Raw genomic sequence first — 14,941 nt, 5'->3', positions numbered from 1 at the left:
GCGGCGCGCAGCGGGGCCCGGACGGGGGGGGGGGCGGCGGGCGCGGACCGGTCCGCGCCCGCCGGGGGGTCCAGGGCGCGGTACAGGTGGCGGCTCGCGGCCTCGGGCGAGGCGGGGAGCGTGGCGGTGCCCAGTTCGGTGAGCAGCCGGACCCGCAGGGCCTGCGGCACCGGCTCGCGCAGGGCCCGTTCCAGCAGCCGGGCGGCCCGGGCGTGGCAGCCGGCCGCCCGGTGCTCCGCGGCCCGGCGGCGCAGCGCCGCCACGGCCCAGGGGGCGCCGATCCGGCCGGCGCCCAGCAGCATCCGGGCGACGGCGCGGTCGGGCAGGGCCGCCCGGTGGGCCCAGGCGGCGGCCCGGGCGTGGAGCTCCTCCCGCTGCCCGGTGTCGAGGTCGGCCAGGACGGCCCGGGCGGCGGCTCCACTGCGCAGGGCGGGGCGGGGGCCGTCGGCGAGCAGGCCGGTGCCGGACAGCAGGGTCAGGGCCCGGGCGGTGCCCGGGGCGCCGGGGCCGGCGGCCAGCGCGTCGATCAGGCCGGGGGTGCAGTCGGGGCCGGCGACGGCGATCGCGCGCAGCACGCCGAGGAGTTCCGGGGGCAGCAGCGGGAGGGTGCGCACGGTGCGTTCCCTGACGGCTTCGGCCGTGCTCTCCGCGAGCTGGTCGAGGTGGCCGGTGCGGGGGGTCCAGCCGTGCCGTGCGAACCGGGCGACGACCGAGCGCAGGAGGGCGGGGTTGCCGTCGAGGCACCGGGCGGCCTCCTGGTGGAAGGCCGCGTCGACGGCGTCGGGCCAGGTGGCGTGCAGGACCCTGCGGACGGCTGCGGCGGGCAGCGGGGGCAGGTCGAGGGCGTACCGGGCCACGGAGCGCCCGTCGGCCAGCGGGCAGGGCTCGATCCGGTCGTGGGGGTCCGGCCGGGCGGCGCTGTTGCGGGAGGTGAGCAGCATCAGCGGTACCCCGGCCAGCCGCCGGGCCAGTGCCCGCAGCAGGCGCAGCGACGGGGGGTCGGCCCACTGGGTGTCGTCGACGACGAGCAGCAGGGGGTGGCTGCGGGCGGCGGCCAGGAAGGGGGCGCAGAGGTCGGCGGGCGGGCGGGCCCGTTCACCGCCGGGACGGGCGGGGCCGGGCGGGAGGTCCCGTGCGGCGGTCCCGGGGAGCAGCTGGGCGTGGAGCTGGGCGGCGATCCCGTGGGGCAGGCAGGTCTCCGCGGGCGAGGCGGCCGCCGCGACGACCCGTACTCCGGCCTGCTCGGCGAGGGCCGCCGCGTGGTCCAGCAGCGTGCTGCGTCCGATGCCGGGCGGCCCCTGGACCTCGACGAGCGCGGGCCGGCCCCGCCGCAGGTCGGCCAGCAGGTCCCGCAGCAGCCGGTCCTCGGGGTCCCGTCCGACGGGCACCGCCGGACCGCCGGGGCCGGGGTGCGGGCCGGGCGGGGCTGCTGCGGGGTCCGGCGGGGCGGCTGTCGTCCGTGGCATGGCTGTCCGTCCTCCTGGATGTCGTGTCGGTGGGGCTCCCCCGCCGGGCCCGTGCGGCGCTCCGCGGGGGCCGGCGGCCCCTGTGTCCCCGGCCCCGCCGGGCGGGCGGGCGGCGTCCCCGTCCGGGAGCCGTCCCGGACGCGCCGTCAGGGCCCGCGGCCGAAGCCGGCGTCGCCTCAAGCCCCGTCGTCGAAGTCCCCGTCGTCGCCCGGAAGGCCGGGCGCATGACCACGTACCCGGCGCTCTCGCCGCACCGGGCACGAGACCGGGTACGTCCGGTACGGGGCCTTGCGTCCGGCGCACCGGGAGCACGCTCCCCCGAGCCCTCGGCTTCGCTCGGGCAGGGGGGACCTCCATGACGCCGCAGGGCCGCCCTCCGGGCGACGACGGGAGTTCGACGACAGGCCCTAGGGCGCGGCCGTCACGCCGTCGGCCGGGCGGGGCACGGCGGAGCGGACGGCGGGGCGGGCGCGGGAGCCGAGGCCGCGCGGCAGGTCGCCGCGGCCCCGGACGTCGAGCTTGCGGTAGACGTTGGTCAGGTGCATCTCCACTGTCCGCGGGGTGATGAACAGCGCCTCCGCGATCTTCTTGTTGCTGAGGCCGCGCTGGGCGAGGGTGGCGATCCGGCGCTCGCTGGGGGTCAGCGAGTCCACGGGGGCCGCGGCCAGCTGCGGCATCCGTCCGCCCGCGGTGACCAGCGCCTCGCGGGCGGTGGCCGTCAGCGCGTGGGAGCCGCAGCGGGTGGCGAGTTCGATGGCCTGGCGCAGGTGGCCGCGCGCCGCGCGCGCGTCGCCGAGGGCGAGCAGCTCGCGCCCCAGCTTGTACTCGGCCCTGGCCAGTTCCAGTCGGGCCGGCGAGGCGGCCAGGGTCTCCACCGCCTCGGCCAGCAGCTCCGCCCGGTCCCGGCCCCCGACGACGGAGGCCGCCGCGACCAGCCCCAGCCCCACGGCGCGCGGGGTTCCCCAGCTGCGGGTGCGCTCCCGGGCCTCCTCGACGAGCCCGGCGGCCTCGGCGCCCCGGCCCAGCCGGCCCAGCGTGGTGGCGGTCGGCAGCCACCAGGGGGCCAGGACCGGGTTGGCGATGCCCGCCTCCTCCTGGCTGCGCCCGCACCGCCGCCACAGGTCGAGCGCCCCTTCGAGGTCGCCCCGCTCCCGGCGGACCTCCCCGGAGGTGTACAGGAAGAGGTGCCGTTCCCAGACGCTGCGGTCCAGGTGACGTGCGGTGCGGGCGAGTCCGTCGAGCACGGCGCCGGCCCGGGCCGCCTCCCCCTGGGAGAGCAGGACGGAGCTCAGTGCGAGGTGGGCGAGGGGCGGCGCCCCGGCCGGGCCGGTGACCTCCGTCGCGGCCCGGGCGTCCCGTGCTGCGGCGGCGACGTCGCCGATGCCGTACAGGATCAGGGAACGCCCGGCGAGCGCGGCGCGCCGGGGCCACAGCGGGGGGTGCTCCTCGGCCGGCGACAGCACCCGGTCCAGGGCGGCGAGGGCCTCGTCCACGCAGTCGGCGAGCGCGAGGACGGCGGAGGAGCAGAACACCCCCCAGCCGGCGGTGCCGGGTTCGTCGCCGCGCAGGGCCTGGCGGGCGAGGGCGGCGGCGCGGGCCGCCGATCCCCCGTCCAGGGCGGCGAAGGCGCTGAGCGCCGCGAGCAGGCGCCGGTCGGCCGGACCGTGCCCGGTCGGTACGGGCAGGGCGGCGGCCCGGGCGCGGGCGGCGGGCAGCGCCGTCCGGTCGTTGACGGCGGTGGCCAGCAGGGCGGACTCGACGGTCGTGCGCAGGTCCCGGCCGGCGGGGCCGGCGCCGGCGGCCGTGGAGCCGGCCAGGCCGGCCAGCACCCGCTCCAGTAACCGCAGGCCTTCGGGAGCCCGGCGCGTGCCGAGCGCCATCATGGCGTACTGCACGGCCACGGGGGCCTGTCCGCGCACGTCGGGGGTGAGGGCCAGGGCCCGGCGCAGGTGCCAGAGGGCGTGGGCGGGGGTGACGACGGTACGGCTGGCGGCGCGGGCCAGTTCCAGGTGGAGGCCGCCGCGTTCGGCGTCGGTGAGGGCGCGGCCCGCCTCGCCGCGCAGCCAGCGGCCGGCTGCCCTGACGGTCGCCCGGGTGGGCGCCTCTGCGGCGGCGTCGCGCAGGACGGCGAACATCCACGGTTCGTCGATCCGGTCCAGCGGGGCGAGCTGCTCGGCGACCTCCGGGGCGGGCCGGCCGGCGTCGCTGAGGACCCGGGCGGCCCGGATCCGCAGGTCGCGCAGGTCGCGTTCGGGCAGGGCGGCCAGCACCCCGGTGCGGACGCCCTCGCGCATGTGCGGCGGGGAGCCGGGCGCCACGGCCTCGATCCGGCACAGTGCCGCCAGCGCGGATTCCACGGCCCGGACGTCCAGTCCGCAGAGCGTCGCGAGCAGGTCGGGGGCGGCCCGGCCGAGGACCGCGAGGGCGGTGGCCACCTGCCGGGTGCGGGACGGGCCCGCGGCCAGCAGCTCGGGGACCCGTGAGGCCAGCACGCACTGGTGGACGGCGTCCAGCCGGTGTACGGCGTCCCCGACGGGCGGGATGCCGAGGGCGCGCAGGGAGGTGAGCAGCCGGTCCACGAGCAGCGGGTTGCCGCCGGTGAGCTCCGCGCAGCGCCGGACGAACCGTTCGTCCGCCGGCCCGCCGTGGATCCGGGCCGCCAGGTGCGCGATGGCGGCGTCGGCGAGCGGGGAGGGTTCCAGCACGGCGCAGCGGCCCCGGGCCAGGATCTCGGCGAGTACGGGGGTACCGGGGCCGGGGGCGTCGGTGCGCTGCGCGAGGACCAGGAGGAGGGGCCGGGCGGCGGCGTGGCGCAGGATGAACTCGGCCGAGCGCAGGGAGGTTTCGTCGCACCACTGCGCGTCGTCGACCACCAGGGCCAGGGGGCCGGCGCCGAGCAGGCCCAGCGCCCGGTGGTGGACGTGCCGGTCGTGGTGGAGGTCGCGGAGGCCGGCGGCGGGGAGCGGGGACCCGGGCCCGGGCGGCAGCAGAACGTCCACCGCACGGGTGCGGGACGGGCCGTCCTGCGGACCCGCTGTGTGGCGCACGGCCCAGCCGTCGGCCTCCAGGTGCCGCCGCGCGAGGGTCAGCAGGCGGGTCCTGCCGATTCCGGCGGGGCCCCTGACGAGGACGGCCCGCGCGGTGCCCGCACGGGCCGCGGCGGCGTGGCGCAGCAAGGTTTCGAGTTCAGGGGTGGGGGCGTCCGGGGCCGGCACCGGGCCCCGCGCCATTCCAGCGGTGAACACCACTGCATTTCCCTCTTCCTTCGTGGGACCGCCTCTGGTCATCCGGCGATACGACGCCGGAATGTCCCTGCGTGACCAAGATCGTAAGGGATGTGCCGTGGCAACTTGCGGACGATCCACTCGATTTGAGCCAGAATGGACTGGACCTTGGCCGAGGCACATGCCACCGCGGGCCGCCCGCCGGCGGAGAACCGCATGGATTTCAGCCTTTCCTCGCACCCGAATTCCCTTATCCCCGCGGCGCGCAAGGCGCGGGGCAGGGGTCCAGCGGAACGGTTCAGCCGATATCCGGCCATCAATTCCCGTTTCCCGGGGCTGGGTTATCGTGCCGGGACAGGATTTGGCCGCCGAACCCACCGGAGTGTTGCGTGCTGTCCCACCTGGAGCCGTCCTGCCCGCCGCCGGGCTGGCCGCCCGCCCCCTGGCCGGGGCCCCGCTCCCGGCCGGCCGGGGACTCGCTGGACCTGTGGTTGTTCCACGTCCCGGACTCCGGGCTGCGCTCCGTGGTCCTCGACCGGTCCCCGCTGGACGCGCAGGAGCGCGCCCGGGTCGCCGCTTTCGTGTTCCCCCTCGACCGGAGCCGCTACGTGGCCGCGCACCTCGCGCTGCGCCGGGTGCTCAGCGCGTACGAGGGCGTCGCTCCGGCGGAATTGCGGTTCGTGTCCCGCTCGTGCCCCTGCTGCGGCGGACCCCACGGGCGCCCGGCCCTGGACCGACCCGGCGCGCCGCACTTCTCCTTGTCCCACACGGGCGGCCTGGTCCTGATCGGGGTGGCCGGGCGGCCGGTCGGCGTGGACGTGGAGGCGCTGCCGGCGCCGCACCGGGCGACGACCGTGGCCGAGGCCCTGCATCCGGCCGAGCAGCGGGCGATCCACGCCGCGCAGCCCGCCCTGCGGCCCGCCGTCTTCGCCCGGCTGTGGGCCCGCAAGGAGGCCTACCTCAAAGGGCTCGGCACGGGGGTGGGCCGCAACCCGAACCTGGACTACCTGGGCGACCCCGGCATCGGAGCGCCGGCCCGGCCGTCCGGGTGGACGGTCCGGGACGTGCCGGTGGGGCCGGAGCACGCGGCGGCCGTGGCCCTGGAACGGGCGCCGGGCGGCACCGACCCCGGGATCACACTCCGCACCCGCTACCTCGGGGTCCTGGACGAAGCCGCCGCCGACGCCCTGGCCGGCCGCTGACCTCCGCCCGCCGGACCGCTCACCGCCCATGCGGTGGTGGCCGTGCCGCTCTCCCAGGGGCGCCCGGTCCAGGTGCACGCGTCGTCCGCCTCTGGCCGTCGGGGCGCTGGATCACCGTATCGAAGCGTGCGGCCGCGCGAACGGCCTCGGTCGTCGGACCCGGACACCCTCCCGCCGGACGGCCCTGCGGTCCGGCGGGGGGACGGCCGGAGGAGCGGCCGTCAGGTTCGGGCGGCTGCCGGTCCCTCCCCTGCCGGGGCCGTGACGGCGGCCGCGAGGTGTTCGCGGAACCAGCGGTGCCCCGGGTCGGCCGAGTTGCGGGGGTGCCAGGCCATCCCCAGGTCCAGGGGTTCCAGGTCCAGCGGGACGGGGAACGTCCGCAGGCCCATGGCCGCGATGGTGTCGGGGAGCCAGCCGGCCAGGCTGAGCGCGACGAGGTCGCTGTCCCGGGCGAGCATCATCGCGCTCGTGTGGCTGGGTACGACGACCGCGGTCCGGCGGCGCAGCCCGAGCTCCGCCAGGGCGCTGTCGATGGGCCCGAGGCGTTTACCGAGACGGGAGATGCCGATGTGGTCGGCCTCGGCGAAACGGCGGGCGTCGACCGGCCCGTCGAAGAGGGGATGACCGCTGCGGGCGATCCCCACCAGCGGCATCCGGGCCAGCGGCCGGGTCCGGATCTCCGGGTCCAGGTGTCCGAGGACCCCCAGCTCGACGTCCACCCATCCCTGCCGCAATCCGGGACCGCCCTCCAGCGCCTCCGGCAGGAAGACCACGTCCACCTGCGGGGCCACCGCGTGGATCCGCTCGATCAGGCTCCCGGCCAGCCCCACCAGCAGCAGGTCGGCGGCCTGCACGGTGAAGGTCCGCTGGAGGTGCACGGCGTCGAACCCCGCGCCGGGCCGCAGCACGTCGTCACAGCTGCGCAGCAACACCCCCACCTCCTCACGGAGTTCCACGGCGCGCGGAGTGGGGACCAGCCTCTGCCCGGCCCGGACCAGCAGCGGGTCGCCGACGGTGCGGCGCAGCCGCGCCAGGGTCCGGCTGACCGCCGCCGGGGAGGTGCCCAGGCGCTCCGCGGCACGGGTCACGCTGTTCTCCTGGAGCAGGGCGTCCAGCACGCGCAGCAGGTTGAGATCCATCAACACCCATCTCCTGAACTGCGTTGTTACGTATACGGCAATGATTAGGTGTCAATCTTTGCATTGCTGCACCACCCCCCGGCACCGGACAGTGGACATGCCCGCGAAAACGCGCGGCATCCCCACTCCGCCCCGTTCAAGGAGCCGCTGTGCAGCAGTCCCCCCGCGCCGGTCGAGAAGGCGACGTGCTCGCCGTCGTCAGCCAGAGCGGACCGACGGTCTCGTTCTTCGACGCCGCCTCCGACCGGCACCTCGGCGACGTCCTCGTCCCCGCCGAGCCGCACGAGTTGTGCTACGACCCGACGCAGCGGCTGCTGTGGTGCACGCTGACGTACCACTCGGGCTACTACCACGCGAACGGCGGCCGCCGCACCGAGCTCGCCGTCATCGATCCCGACAGCCGCCGCATCGTCGACATCGTCGACCTCGCACCGGAACACGGTCCGCACGGCCTGGCGTTGGACACCGCCCGCGGGCGGCTCTACGTCAGCGTCGAGAGCGGCGAGGACCGGCCCGGCGGCGTCGTGGTGATCGACACCGCCTCCCGCCTGCCCCTGGGCAGGATCGACACCGACGCGCCCGGCCCGCACTGGTTCGCGATCGATCCGGCGGGACGGACGGGCTTCGCCACCAACAAGGAGGCGCCGTTCGTGTCCGTCGTGGACCTCGAACGGGGCGTCCTCACCGCGAAGGTCGAGGTGCCGGGCAGCGAGGGTCTCGCCGTCTCCGCCGACGGCACGCACGCCTTCGTCGCCGCGCCGTACGGCAACTTCTCCGGCAGCGCCGAGGAGCGGCCGGCCACCGGGATCCGGGTCATCGACGCCCGGACGGCGTCCGTCGTCGACACCCTCCCCACGGAGAACGTCGTCCTGCCGGTCCACCTGACGTCCACGGGCAGGCTCCTCGCGGGCGAGCTGCGCATGACGGCCGAGCCGGGGGCGCAGCTCGGACGCCACGCACCGGGCCTCCTCACGGTGTTCGACGCCGACACCCGCAAGCGGCTGGGCGAGGTCGAGGTCGGGCTCTTCCCGCTGACCATCACCTCCTCCCCCGACGGCCGGCTCGGCTACGTGTCCTGCGTCGTCTCCTCCACCGTCGACGTCGTCGACCTGGAAACCCTGGAACGCCTGGCCCGGCTGGACATCGCCAAGCTCGCCGAACCCGGCGCCCACGGCCTGGCGTACATCCCCCGCCCCGCGTAACCGGCCGGCGCCGGCCGGGGCCTAGCGTCCTGGTGCGGGGGCGGGGCCGCTCGCCGGGGTGGCGGGGGGCTCCTGGGTGCGGGGGCGGTGGCGGGAGACCGCCACCCCGGCCAGGCAGAGCAGGCCACCGAGGAGGGTGAGCCGGGCCGGGACCTCACCCAGGAGGATCCAGCTCAGCAGGACGACGACGGCCGGCACGGCGTAGGTGGTCGCGCCGAGCTTCCCGGCCGGCATGCGGGCGAGGGCGTAGGTCCAGGTGGTGAAGGCGAGGGCGGTCGGGACCACGCCCAGGTAGACCATGTTCAGGGTGGCCGACAGCGGGGCCCGCGGGATCTCCGACACCAGCCGGCCGGTGAACGGCAGGCAGGCCGCGGTGCCGACGAGGCAGCTGTACGCGGTGATCTGCAACGGTGTCCCGAAGGAGAGCGCGGGCTTCTGCGCGACGACGCCCGTCGCGTACGCCACCGCCCCGAGCAGGCACAGTGCCACCCCGAGCACGGAGGTGGAGCCGTCGCCGCCGGACGACATCGACAGGCCGACGACCACCGCGCCGGCGAAGGAGACGGCCATGCCCGTCAGCAGCCGCGGCGGCAGGGCCTCGCCGAGCAGGCGGGCGGCGAGGAGCGCCATCAGGATCGGCCCGGTGTTCACGAGCAGGGAGGCGGTGCCGGCGTCGACGAGGCGTTCGCCCCAGTTCAGCGCGACCGTGTAGCCGCCGAACCACACGAGTCCGGACAGCAGGACGCCTCGCCGGGCACCGCGCGGGGGCAGGCCCTCACGACGCAGGAGCAGGAGCGTCACGAGGGCCAGCGAGGCGGCGAGGAGCCTGCCGAGGGCGAGCGCGCCCGGCGAGTAGGCGGCTCCGGCGCTGCGGATGGAGACGAAGGCCGACGCCCAGGCGAACACCGTGCAGCAGACGGCGCCGAGGGTGAGGAATCCGGGCGGGAGGGTGCGCGGGAGGGGCTTCATGTCTCCCACCCTATCCCCAAATACTTCGGCGGTCACCGAAATATTTCTGCTGCAACAAGGGACCGGTGCCGATCCCGAGCCCGATCCCGATCCCGAGCCCGATCCTGCGGAGCGTCCGCTAGCTCCACGCCGCCGGGGAGAGTCCCAGCAGTGCGCCGAAGGCCTCCTCCCCCGCGCCCGTCACCAGCAGGCCCCGCCCGCCCCCCTCGGGGCGCACCACCCACGCCTCCTCCAGGGCCCGCGCGCACAGCCTGGCCCCGACCAGGCCGCCCAGGTGGCGGCGGCGTTCGGTCCAGTCCAGGCAGGAGCTCACGAGCGGCCTGCGCCCCGCGCCCGCCACGTCGACGCCCGCCCGGCGGCACCAGTCGAGCCCTTCCGCGGTCAGCGCGAAGACGGCCTCCGTGTGCAGCAGGCCCCCGCGTTCCATCGCGTCCGTCACCGCCATGCCGAGCCGCCCGGCGAAGTGGTCGTAGCAGGTCCGGGCCCGCACCAGCGGGTCGGGCGCGGCGACGACCGGTACGGCGTGCGCCGCGTCCCGGCCGGGGACGGCATAGGAGGCAAGCTCGTCGACCAGGCGGGCCGTGGCGGCGTCGGCGATGCGCACGTAGCTGTGCCGCCCCTGCCGTTCCGTCACACAGATCCCCGCATCGAGGAGCCGGGCCAGGTGCCCGCTGACGGTGGACGGGGCGACCCCGGTGATCCGGGCCAGCTCGCCCGCGGTCCAGGCGCGCCCCTCCAGCAGGGTCATGCAGATGGCGGCCCGGGTCTCGTCGGCCAGGGCGGCGGCGAGCGCGGCGAGGCGCGCGGCGGGGGCCGGAGAGTCCGCCGGCCCGGAAGCAGGTGCGTGGTCCATGGCTCCAGGGTGCCTCATCGTTTCGGTATTCGGCGAACGGTTCGGTCCACACCTCCTCCGGCGAGGTCGAGCGCGAGGAGGACGAGGAGCGCGAAGGCGAGGGCGGCGGTCGCGGTGCGGGCGTCGTTGAAGAGCTCCCAGCGGCGCAGGACGTCCGCGTGGCCGGGCGGTGGTGCGGTGGCGGCCCACTGTTTGATGCGGCCGTTGATCGGGACGTTCCCGAACCGGGTGACGAGGAAGGAGGAGACCGTCAGCAGCCCCGCCGCGCCGGCCAGCGCGCGGGCCCGGCCGCGCAGCGAGGCGGCCAGGGCGAGGGTGCTGAGGGCCGAGACCGCCATGGTGGCCTGCATGGTGATGCCGTTCATCCTCATCAGCGCGGTGTGGAAGTCGAGCCTCATGTCGATCGGCACGGCGTTGAACGTCGGGACGAGGTTGGCGGCGCCGTAGCCGAAGGCCCCGGCCAGCAGGCCCGTGGAGAAGAGCGAGAGCGCCTGGAGGAGACGGGTGCGCACGGCGGTCACCGGCGGGTGAAGCGGTCGGCGGCGTCGCCGTGGAGGCGGCCGGGCGGCAGGCGGCGGCCGAAGGTGACGAGGAGGAGGTCCTGGGCGGCTCCGTACACCGGGGTCCCGGTGCCGTAGGACCAGTCGGCGTCCTCGGCACAGAGCCGTACTCCGGTGAGGTCGACGCCGAAGAACCGCAGGCCGCCGGGTCCGACGGCGTCGAGCAGGACGGACAGGCGGTCCTCGGGGACCCGCCGGTCGATCCCGAGGGCGGTGGTGACGTCCAGCCCGTGGACCACGTCGTGCCCGAGGGCCGACGTGAGCCCGCCGACCGGCGGGGTCCACGGATGGTCGGCGTTGTCCCGCAGGAAGCCGCTGAGCCCGGCGGTGGGGTGGGCGGCCGCGTCCCGGCGGGCGACGCGGTCGGTCATGCGGTGGAGGTTCCCGCGGGCCTTGACCAGTTCGGCCAGGGTGGCGGGCAGGGAGAGCCGGAAGCCCATGGACATGTGCGCGACGACCTCGCGGACCGACCAGCCGTCACAGAGGCTGGGGGCGTTCCACTCGTCCTCGCGCAGGCCGTCGAAGAGGTCGGCCAGCCGGCGGCGTTCGGCGGCTACGACCGCCTTGAGGGCGGTCCGCCCGTCTTGAGGGTTCGTCACGTTTCGCATGTGTTCCACCCTGGTGGCCGCAGGCTCCCGTGGCCAATAGAGAGTCCTGCTGCCGTCCAGCACCAGGGCTTATGCCCCGGCGTCGGCCGCCGGTCCCGGTGGGCGACTGCATCCTTCGGCCTACCGCGCTTTCGGCCCTGCGGAGGACGAACTCGCGGCGGCGCCGTAGGAGGGTGGGTCCGTGCGAACAACCATCGGATACACCGTCGAAAGCATCGGCTACGTCGTAGGGGCCCAGGGGCTCGTCGGCTTCGTCTCACAAACCTTCTTCGGCGCGGAGTGGGGCTGGCTCCACAAGCTCGTCGACCTTCCGTCCGGCGCCTACCTCGGCATCGCCGTCGTGGGGCTGGCGCTCGTCCTCGGCGGCGTGCGGACGCGGAAGGCGCCCGGACGCCAGGAGGCCGCCTGACCGGCGGGCCTTCCCGCGCGCGAGGGGGCGGGAAGGCCCGGCACCGTCCGGCGCGCCGGGCCGCGGCTCCCCCGGGCCGGACGCGGATCGCCGCCCCGCCCGGGACCCGAGGGTCCCGGCGGCGGGGACCAACCTCCCCGGCGGGACGGGCCGTTCGGCCCTGCGTCGGGGCGAGCGGGAATCCGTACGCTCGGGCCATGGAAATGATCAGGAAGGTTCGGCTGGTCCCCCTCGTCTGCCTGGCCCTGGGCGGCGTGCTCGTCCCCGCGCCCACGGCCGCCTCGGCCGCCGGCCCGGGAGGCACGTCGATGGCTCCCACCGGGCACCGGTTCGACGCCGTCGCCGACCGGCCCGTGACCTTCGAGGCCGGGCCGATCACCGTCACCTGCGCCCGCTCCTCCTCGTCGGGCAACACGGTCCCCTCCGGCTCCGCCGCGGCCCGTCCCTCCGGCCCTGTCTCGCTGCGGATCAAACCGCCGGTCTTCAAGGAGTGCAGCACCGACGCGCCGGGGCTGCGCGTGGCGGTGGAGACGAACGAGGACCGCGGGCCCTGGGAGGTACAGCTCCAGTACGCGGCCGCGGGCACCACCGGCCGGCTGTCCATGCCGGCGGGCGGCTTCGTCCTGCGGACCAGCGGGCTGCTCTCCTGCGCCGTCACGGCCGCCCCCGGTTCCGCCGCCCTCCTCCCGGCCCTCTGGGATGCCGGGGTCGCGGCCCCGGCCCTGGGACTGGCCGCGGCGCCCGTGCCGATCAAGCTGGAGGGCGGCTTCTTCTGCCCCACCTCGATCACCTCGGCCGCCATCTCGGCCACGTACACGGTCCACGACACCACCGACCCGGACCAGCGCATCACGGTCGGCCCGGCCGCCTGACTCCCCGGCCGGGGCGGATGGCGCAGACCGGTCAGCCTCTCGGCCCGGCCCTCCGAGTCGGTCAGGACCGACGCGGTGAGATCCTGACCGACGGGGAACTGGGGCAGGGGCGGCGTCGGTGCCCCAGGAGAGGCGGAACGCCCGAGGGGGAGCAGAGTCGACGGGATGAAGCCGGCTGCGGCCGGCTCGTCCTGAAGCACGGGGAGCAGCACCTTCTGGAGCTCGGGCCAGGGCCGGGAGGCGGCGATGGGGATTGCCGGTCCCGAAGTCCTACGGGAGGGCTGCGGCCCAGAACGGTTTCATGGAGAGTTCGTCACGTGCCGGTGCCGGGCCCGTTGCCGCCGGCCCCCGGCTTGCGGCGGGCCCGGTAGGCCCGCGCCCGGCAGGAAGCCGAGCAGTGCCGGGCCGGCCGACCCTGTTTCAGGCGGCGGCCCACGGCCACGGGGAGCGGTGCACCGCAGCCGACGCAGCGGAGCGGACTGTCCGGCCCGGTCGGATCCGGAAGGCGTGTGGGCCTCCGTGCCGACGTGGAAGGGGCGCTCGGCGCCGATGCCGCCTGCTCCTGAATCGGCCCGCGCGTCCCCGCGAGACCCTGCTGTTGGGCTATCACCCCGGCCTGGAAGCGGCTGTTCGCGCCCAGCGCGATCAGCAGCTCCGCGACGTGGCGGCGGCAGGTCCGTAGCGATATGCCCAGGCGTCGCGCGATCGAATCGTCCTTCAGGCCTTTGGCCAGGAGCGTCAGGATGCTCTCTTTGACCGTCTCCGAGATGTCGTGCGCGGCCTGCGGGCCCGTCGCGAACGGCGTCGCGTACTCCCAGTCCCGGTGGAAGACGTCCAGGAGATAGCCGAGCAGGTCCGGCTCCCGGATCAGCAGCGCCCCGCCGGACCGGGACGGCAGGAAGCCCAGCTCCCTGTCGACGATGATCATCTGGGGGAGCGCCTCGGGCAGCGTGCGGATCTCCGCTCCCGCTGCGACCAGGCGCTCGGCATGTGCCCGTGTCGCTGGGTCGAAGCGGGTGGCGTGCTGGTAGAGACTGCACATCCGTATGCCCCGCTCCAGCAGTGCCAGGTCACGTGGCAGCGCCTCGCGCAGCGCGGCCTGTGGGAAGGAGCCGCCGTGCTTGGACACGAGCACTTCGGCGCGGCAGCTGTCGATGACGTCGGTGAGGAGCGCGCGTACCGCGAACTGGTCGGGGAGGTGGTCGATCGTGCCCTGGGGGAAGGAATGCTGTCGGGCCTGGAGGTAGACGGGGATGAGGCCGGTGAGCGCATCACGCCGTCGTTGGAGTTCGTCCCGGCGCGCCCGCAGCATCTCCTCCTGTGCGCGCAGCGCGGCTTCCGGTTCGGACAGCAGCCGCGCCCCCGCCGCCTGTGGGCTGACGGCCTGCCATCCCTCGCCGTCGGCCTGCACGAGACAGGTACCGGTGAGCGTGGCGACCGCGGCGCGGCACTCCTCCTCCGTCAGACCGGTCTCGGCCGCGGCCCTCGCCACGGTCGATGACGAAAGTCCGCCCTGCACGAGTATCCACCGGTACAGCACGATCGCCGCGTTGTCGACCTCGGGCACGCCCGCGTCCAAGCCCGTCTCCATGTGCGTGCCTCCAAAAAAAGTGCATGGCACACAGATGATCGCTTACGGATCCGCCGCTGTCCTCGCGCGGGTGCCCCGTCCCTCATGCCGTACGTCTCGGTGGAGTTGTCGCGATCGGCAGGTCGGCTTCGCTGCTTCCGCGCAGTCGCAACGGCCGCGTGACATGACGGAACGGTCTGCGGGGCCGCTGCCCCGCAGACCGTTCTGATCCGCGAACGGATCGTCACCACCACAGCCGGACGGGTGTGTCACCCGTGGTTCAGTGGAAGCTGGTGTTGTGGCACTGGAAGCTGGCGCTGCTCATGAGGAGCAGGCCGCCTTCCTCCTCGGCGATCTCCAGCTGCTGAAGGTTGAGGACGGACATGGTGTTCACCTCCTTTCCGTGCGCGTGCGGGCAGGTGTGCTGCCCGTGGCTTAGTGGAAGCTGGTGTTGTGGCACTGGAAGCTGGCGCTGCTCATGAGGAGCAGGCCGCCTTCCTCCTCGGCGATCTCCAGCTGCTGGAGGTTGAGGACGGACATGGTGTTCACCTCCTTTCGGTGCTCGTACGGGCGGGTGTGCCGCAGGTGGTTCAGCGGCCGGCGGTGATGCACTGGTAGCTGGCGGTGCTCAGGAGCAGGAGGCCGCCTTCCTCTTCGGCGATCTCCAGCTGCTGGAGGTTGAGGACGGACATGGTGTTCACCTCCTGACCGTCAGTGCAGGGCCGGGCGCTCCCGCCGGAGGCGGGAGACGGCTCAGGCGGCGGTGCCGTGGCACGCGTAGCTGATGGCGCTGGCGAGCAGTGCGGCGCCTTCCTCCTCGGCGATCTCCAGCTGCTGGAGGTTGAGGACGGACATGGTGTTCACCTC

The 14,941-nt window shown here is 75.3% G+C and carries 15 protein-coding genes; 4 read left to right on the top strand and 11 right to left on the bottom strand.

The window, feature by feature from the left end; genetic code table 11:
* Both AB0469_RS36905 and AB0469_RS36900 read right to left on the bottom strand, forming a co-directional pair.
* Nucleotides 1–1,466, bottom strand: a 1,466-nt coding sequence (locus AB0469_RS36905; RefSeq protein WP_366455943.1) for an AAA family ATPase, incomplete at its 3' end; no start/stop codon positions are given.
* 407 nt (nucleotides 1,467–1,873) lie between these two features.
* Entirely contained in the window at nucleotides 1,874–4,711 is a 2,838-nt protein-coding gene (locus AB0469_RS36900; protein ID WP_366455942.1) for a LuxR C-terminal-related transcriptional regulator, read from the bottom strand.
* 368 nt (nucleotides 4,712–5,079) lie between these two features.
* Here AB0469_RS36900 and AB0469_RS36895 point away from each other — a divergent pair, with 368 nt between their 5' ends.
* Complete coding sequence (locus AB0469_RS36895) at nucleotides 5,080–5,892, top strand: 4'-phosphopantetheinyl transferase superfamily protein (RefSeq protein ID WP_366455941.1); 813 nt, start codon at nucleotides 5,080–5,082, stop codon at nucleotides 5,890–5,892.
* Between the two features lie 221 nt (nucleotides 5,893–6,113).
* On the opposite strand, the gene AB0469_RS36890 is transcribed toward AB0469_RS36895, so the two are convergent.
* On the bottom strand, nucleotides 6,114–7,031 hold the full coding sequence (locus AB0469_RS36890; protein ID WP_366455940.1) for a LysR family transcriptional regulator: 918 nt from the start codon (nucleotides 7,029–7,031) through the stop codon (nucleotides 6,114–6,116).
* Between the two features lie 149 nt (nucleotides 7,032–7,180).
* On the opposite strand from AB0469_RS36890, the gene AB0469_RS36885 reads away from it, so the two are divergent.
* Entirely contained in the window at nucleotides 7,181–8,233 is a 1,053-nt protein-coding gene (locus AB0469_RS36885; protein WP_366455938.1) for a YncE family protein, read from the top strand.
* 21 nt (nucleotides 8,234–8,254) lie between these two features.
* Here the strand turns inward: AB0469_RS36885 and AB0469_RS36880 are convergent, their stop codons facing one another.
* The 4 genes from AB0469_RS36880 to AB0469_RS36865 all read right to left on the bottom strand — a co-directional run bounded on the left by AB0469_RS36880 (nucleotide 8,255) and on the right by AB0469_RS36865 (nucleotide 11,223).
* On the bottom strand, nucleotides 8,255–9,202 hold the full coding sequence (locus AB0469_RS36880) for a DMT family transporter (protein ID WP_366455937.1): 948 nt from the start codon (nucleotides 9,200–9,202) through the stop codon (nucleotides 8,255–8,257).
* Between the two features lie 118 nt (nucleotides 9,203–9,320).
* Complete coding sequence (locus AB0469_RS36875; RefSeq protein WP_366455936.1) at nucleotides 9,321–10,055, bottom strand: helix-turn-helix domain-containing protein; 735 nt, start codon at nucleotides 10,053–10,055, stop codon at nucleotides 9,321–9,323.
* A gap of 14 nt (nucleotides 10,056–10,069) precedes the next feature.
* A complete protein-coding gene (locus tag AB0469_RS36870) occupies nucleotides 10,070–10,567 on the bottom strand; it encodes an anthrone oxygenase family protein (protein ID WP_366455935.1) in 498 nt (165 codons plus the stop codon).
* A 5-nt stretch (nucleotides 10,568–10,572) separates the two neighbouring features.
* Entirely contained in the window at nucleotides 10,573–11,223 is a 651-nt protein-coding gene (locus AB0469_RS36865) for a maleylpyruvate isomerase family mycothiol-dependent enzyme (protein ID WP_366455934.1), read from the bottom strand.
* A gap of 181 nt (nucleotides 11,224–11,404) precedes the next feature.
* Here AB0469_RS36865 and AB0469_RS36860 point away from each other — a divergent pair, with 181 nt between their 5' ends.
* Together AB0469_RS36860 and AB0469_RS36855 are read left to right on the top strand one after the other, a co-directional pair.
* Complete coding sequence (locus AB0469_RS36860; RefSeq protein WP_366455933.1) at nucleotides 11,405–11,632, top strand: hypothetical protein; 228 nt, start codon at nucleotides 11,405–11,407, stop codon at nucleotides 11,630–11,632.
* Between the two features lie 197 nt (nucleotides 11,633–11,829).
* A complete protein-coding gene (locus AB0469_RS36855) occupies nucleotides 11,830–12,504 on the top strand; it encodes a hypothetical protein (RefSeq protein ID WP_366455932.1) in 675 nt (224 codons plus the stop codon).
* A 313-nt stretch (nucleotides 12,505–12,817) separates the two neighbouring features.
* Here AB0469_RS36855 and AB0469_RS36850 read toward each other — a convergent pair whose 3' ends face one another.
* From AB0469_RS36850 to AB0469_RS36835, 4 genes are all read right to left on the bottom strand, one after another.
* Nucleotides 12,818–14,083 (bottom strand): helix-turn-helix transcriptional regulator, encoded by a 1,266-nt coding sequence (locus AB0469_RS36850; protein ID WP_366455931.1) that lies wholly within the window; start codon nucleotides 14,081–14,083, stop codon nucleotides 12,818–12,820.
* A 271-nt stretch (nucleotides 14,084–14,354) separates the two neighbouring features.
* On the bottom strand, nucleotides 14,355–14,459 hold the full coding sequence (locus tag AB0469_RS36845; RefSeq protein WP_366455930.1) for a class III lanthipeptide: 105 nt from the start codon (nucleotides 14,457–14,459) through the stop codon (nucleotides 14,355–14,357).
* Nucleotides 14,460–14,509: 50 nt separating this feature from the next.
* On the bottom strand, nucleotides 14,510–14,614 hold the full coding sequence (locus AB0469_RS36840) for a class III lanthipeptide (RefSeq protein WP_366455930.1): 105 nt from the start codon (nucleotides 14,612–14,614) through the stop codon (nucleotides 14,510–14,512).
* A 213-nt stretch (nucleotides 14,615–14,827) separates the two neighbouring features.
* On the bottom strand, nucleotides 14,828–14,929 hold the full coding sequence (locus tag AB0469_RS36835; protein ID WP_266844955.1) for a class III lanthipeptide: 102 nt from the start codon (nucleotides 14,927–14,929) through the stop codon (nucleotides 14,828–14,830).
* Nucleotides 14,930–14,941: the final 12 nt, after the last annotated feature.

This window comes from Streptomyces sp. NPDC093801 (assembly GCF_040701585.1).
Lineage (GTDB): Bacteria > Actinomycetota > Actinomycetes > Streptomycetales > Streptomycetaceae > Streptomyces.
The sequence above is the reverse complement of the archived record's forward strand: the minus strand, read 5'-3'. Positions and strand labels throughout refer to the sequence as shown.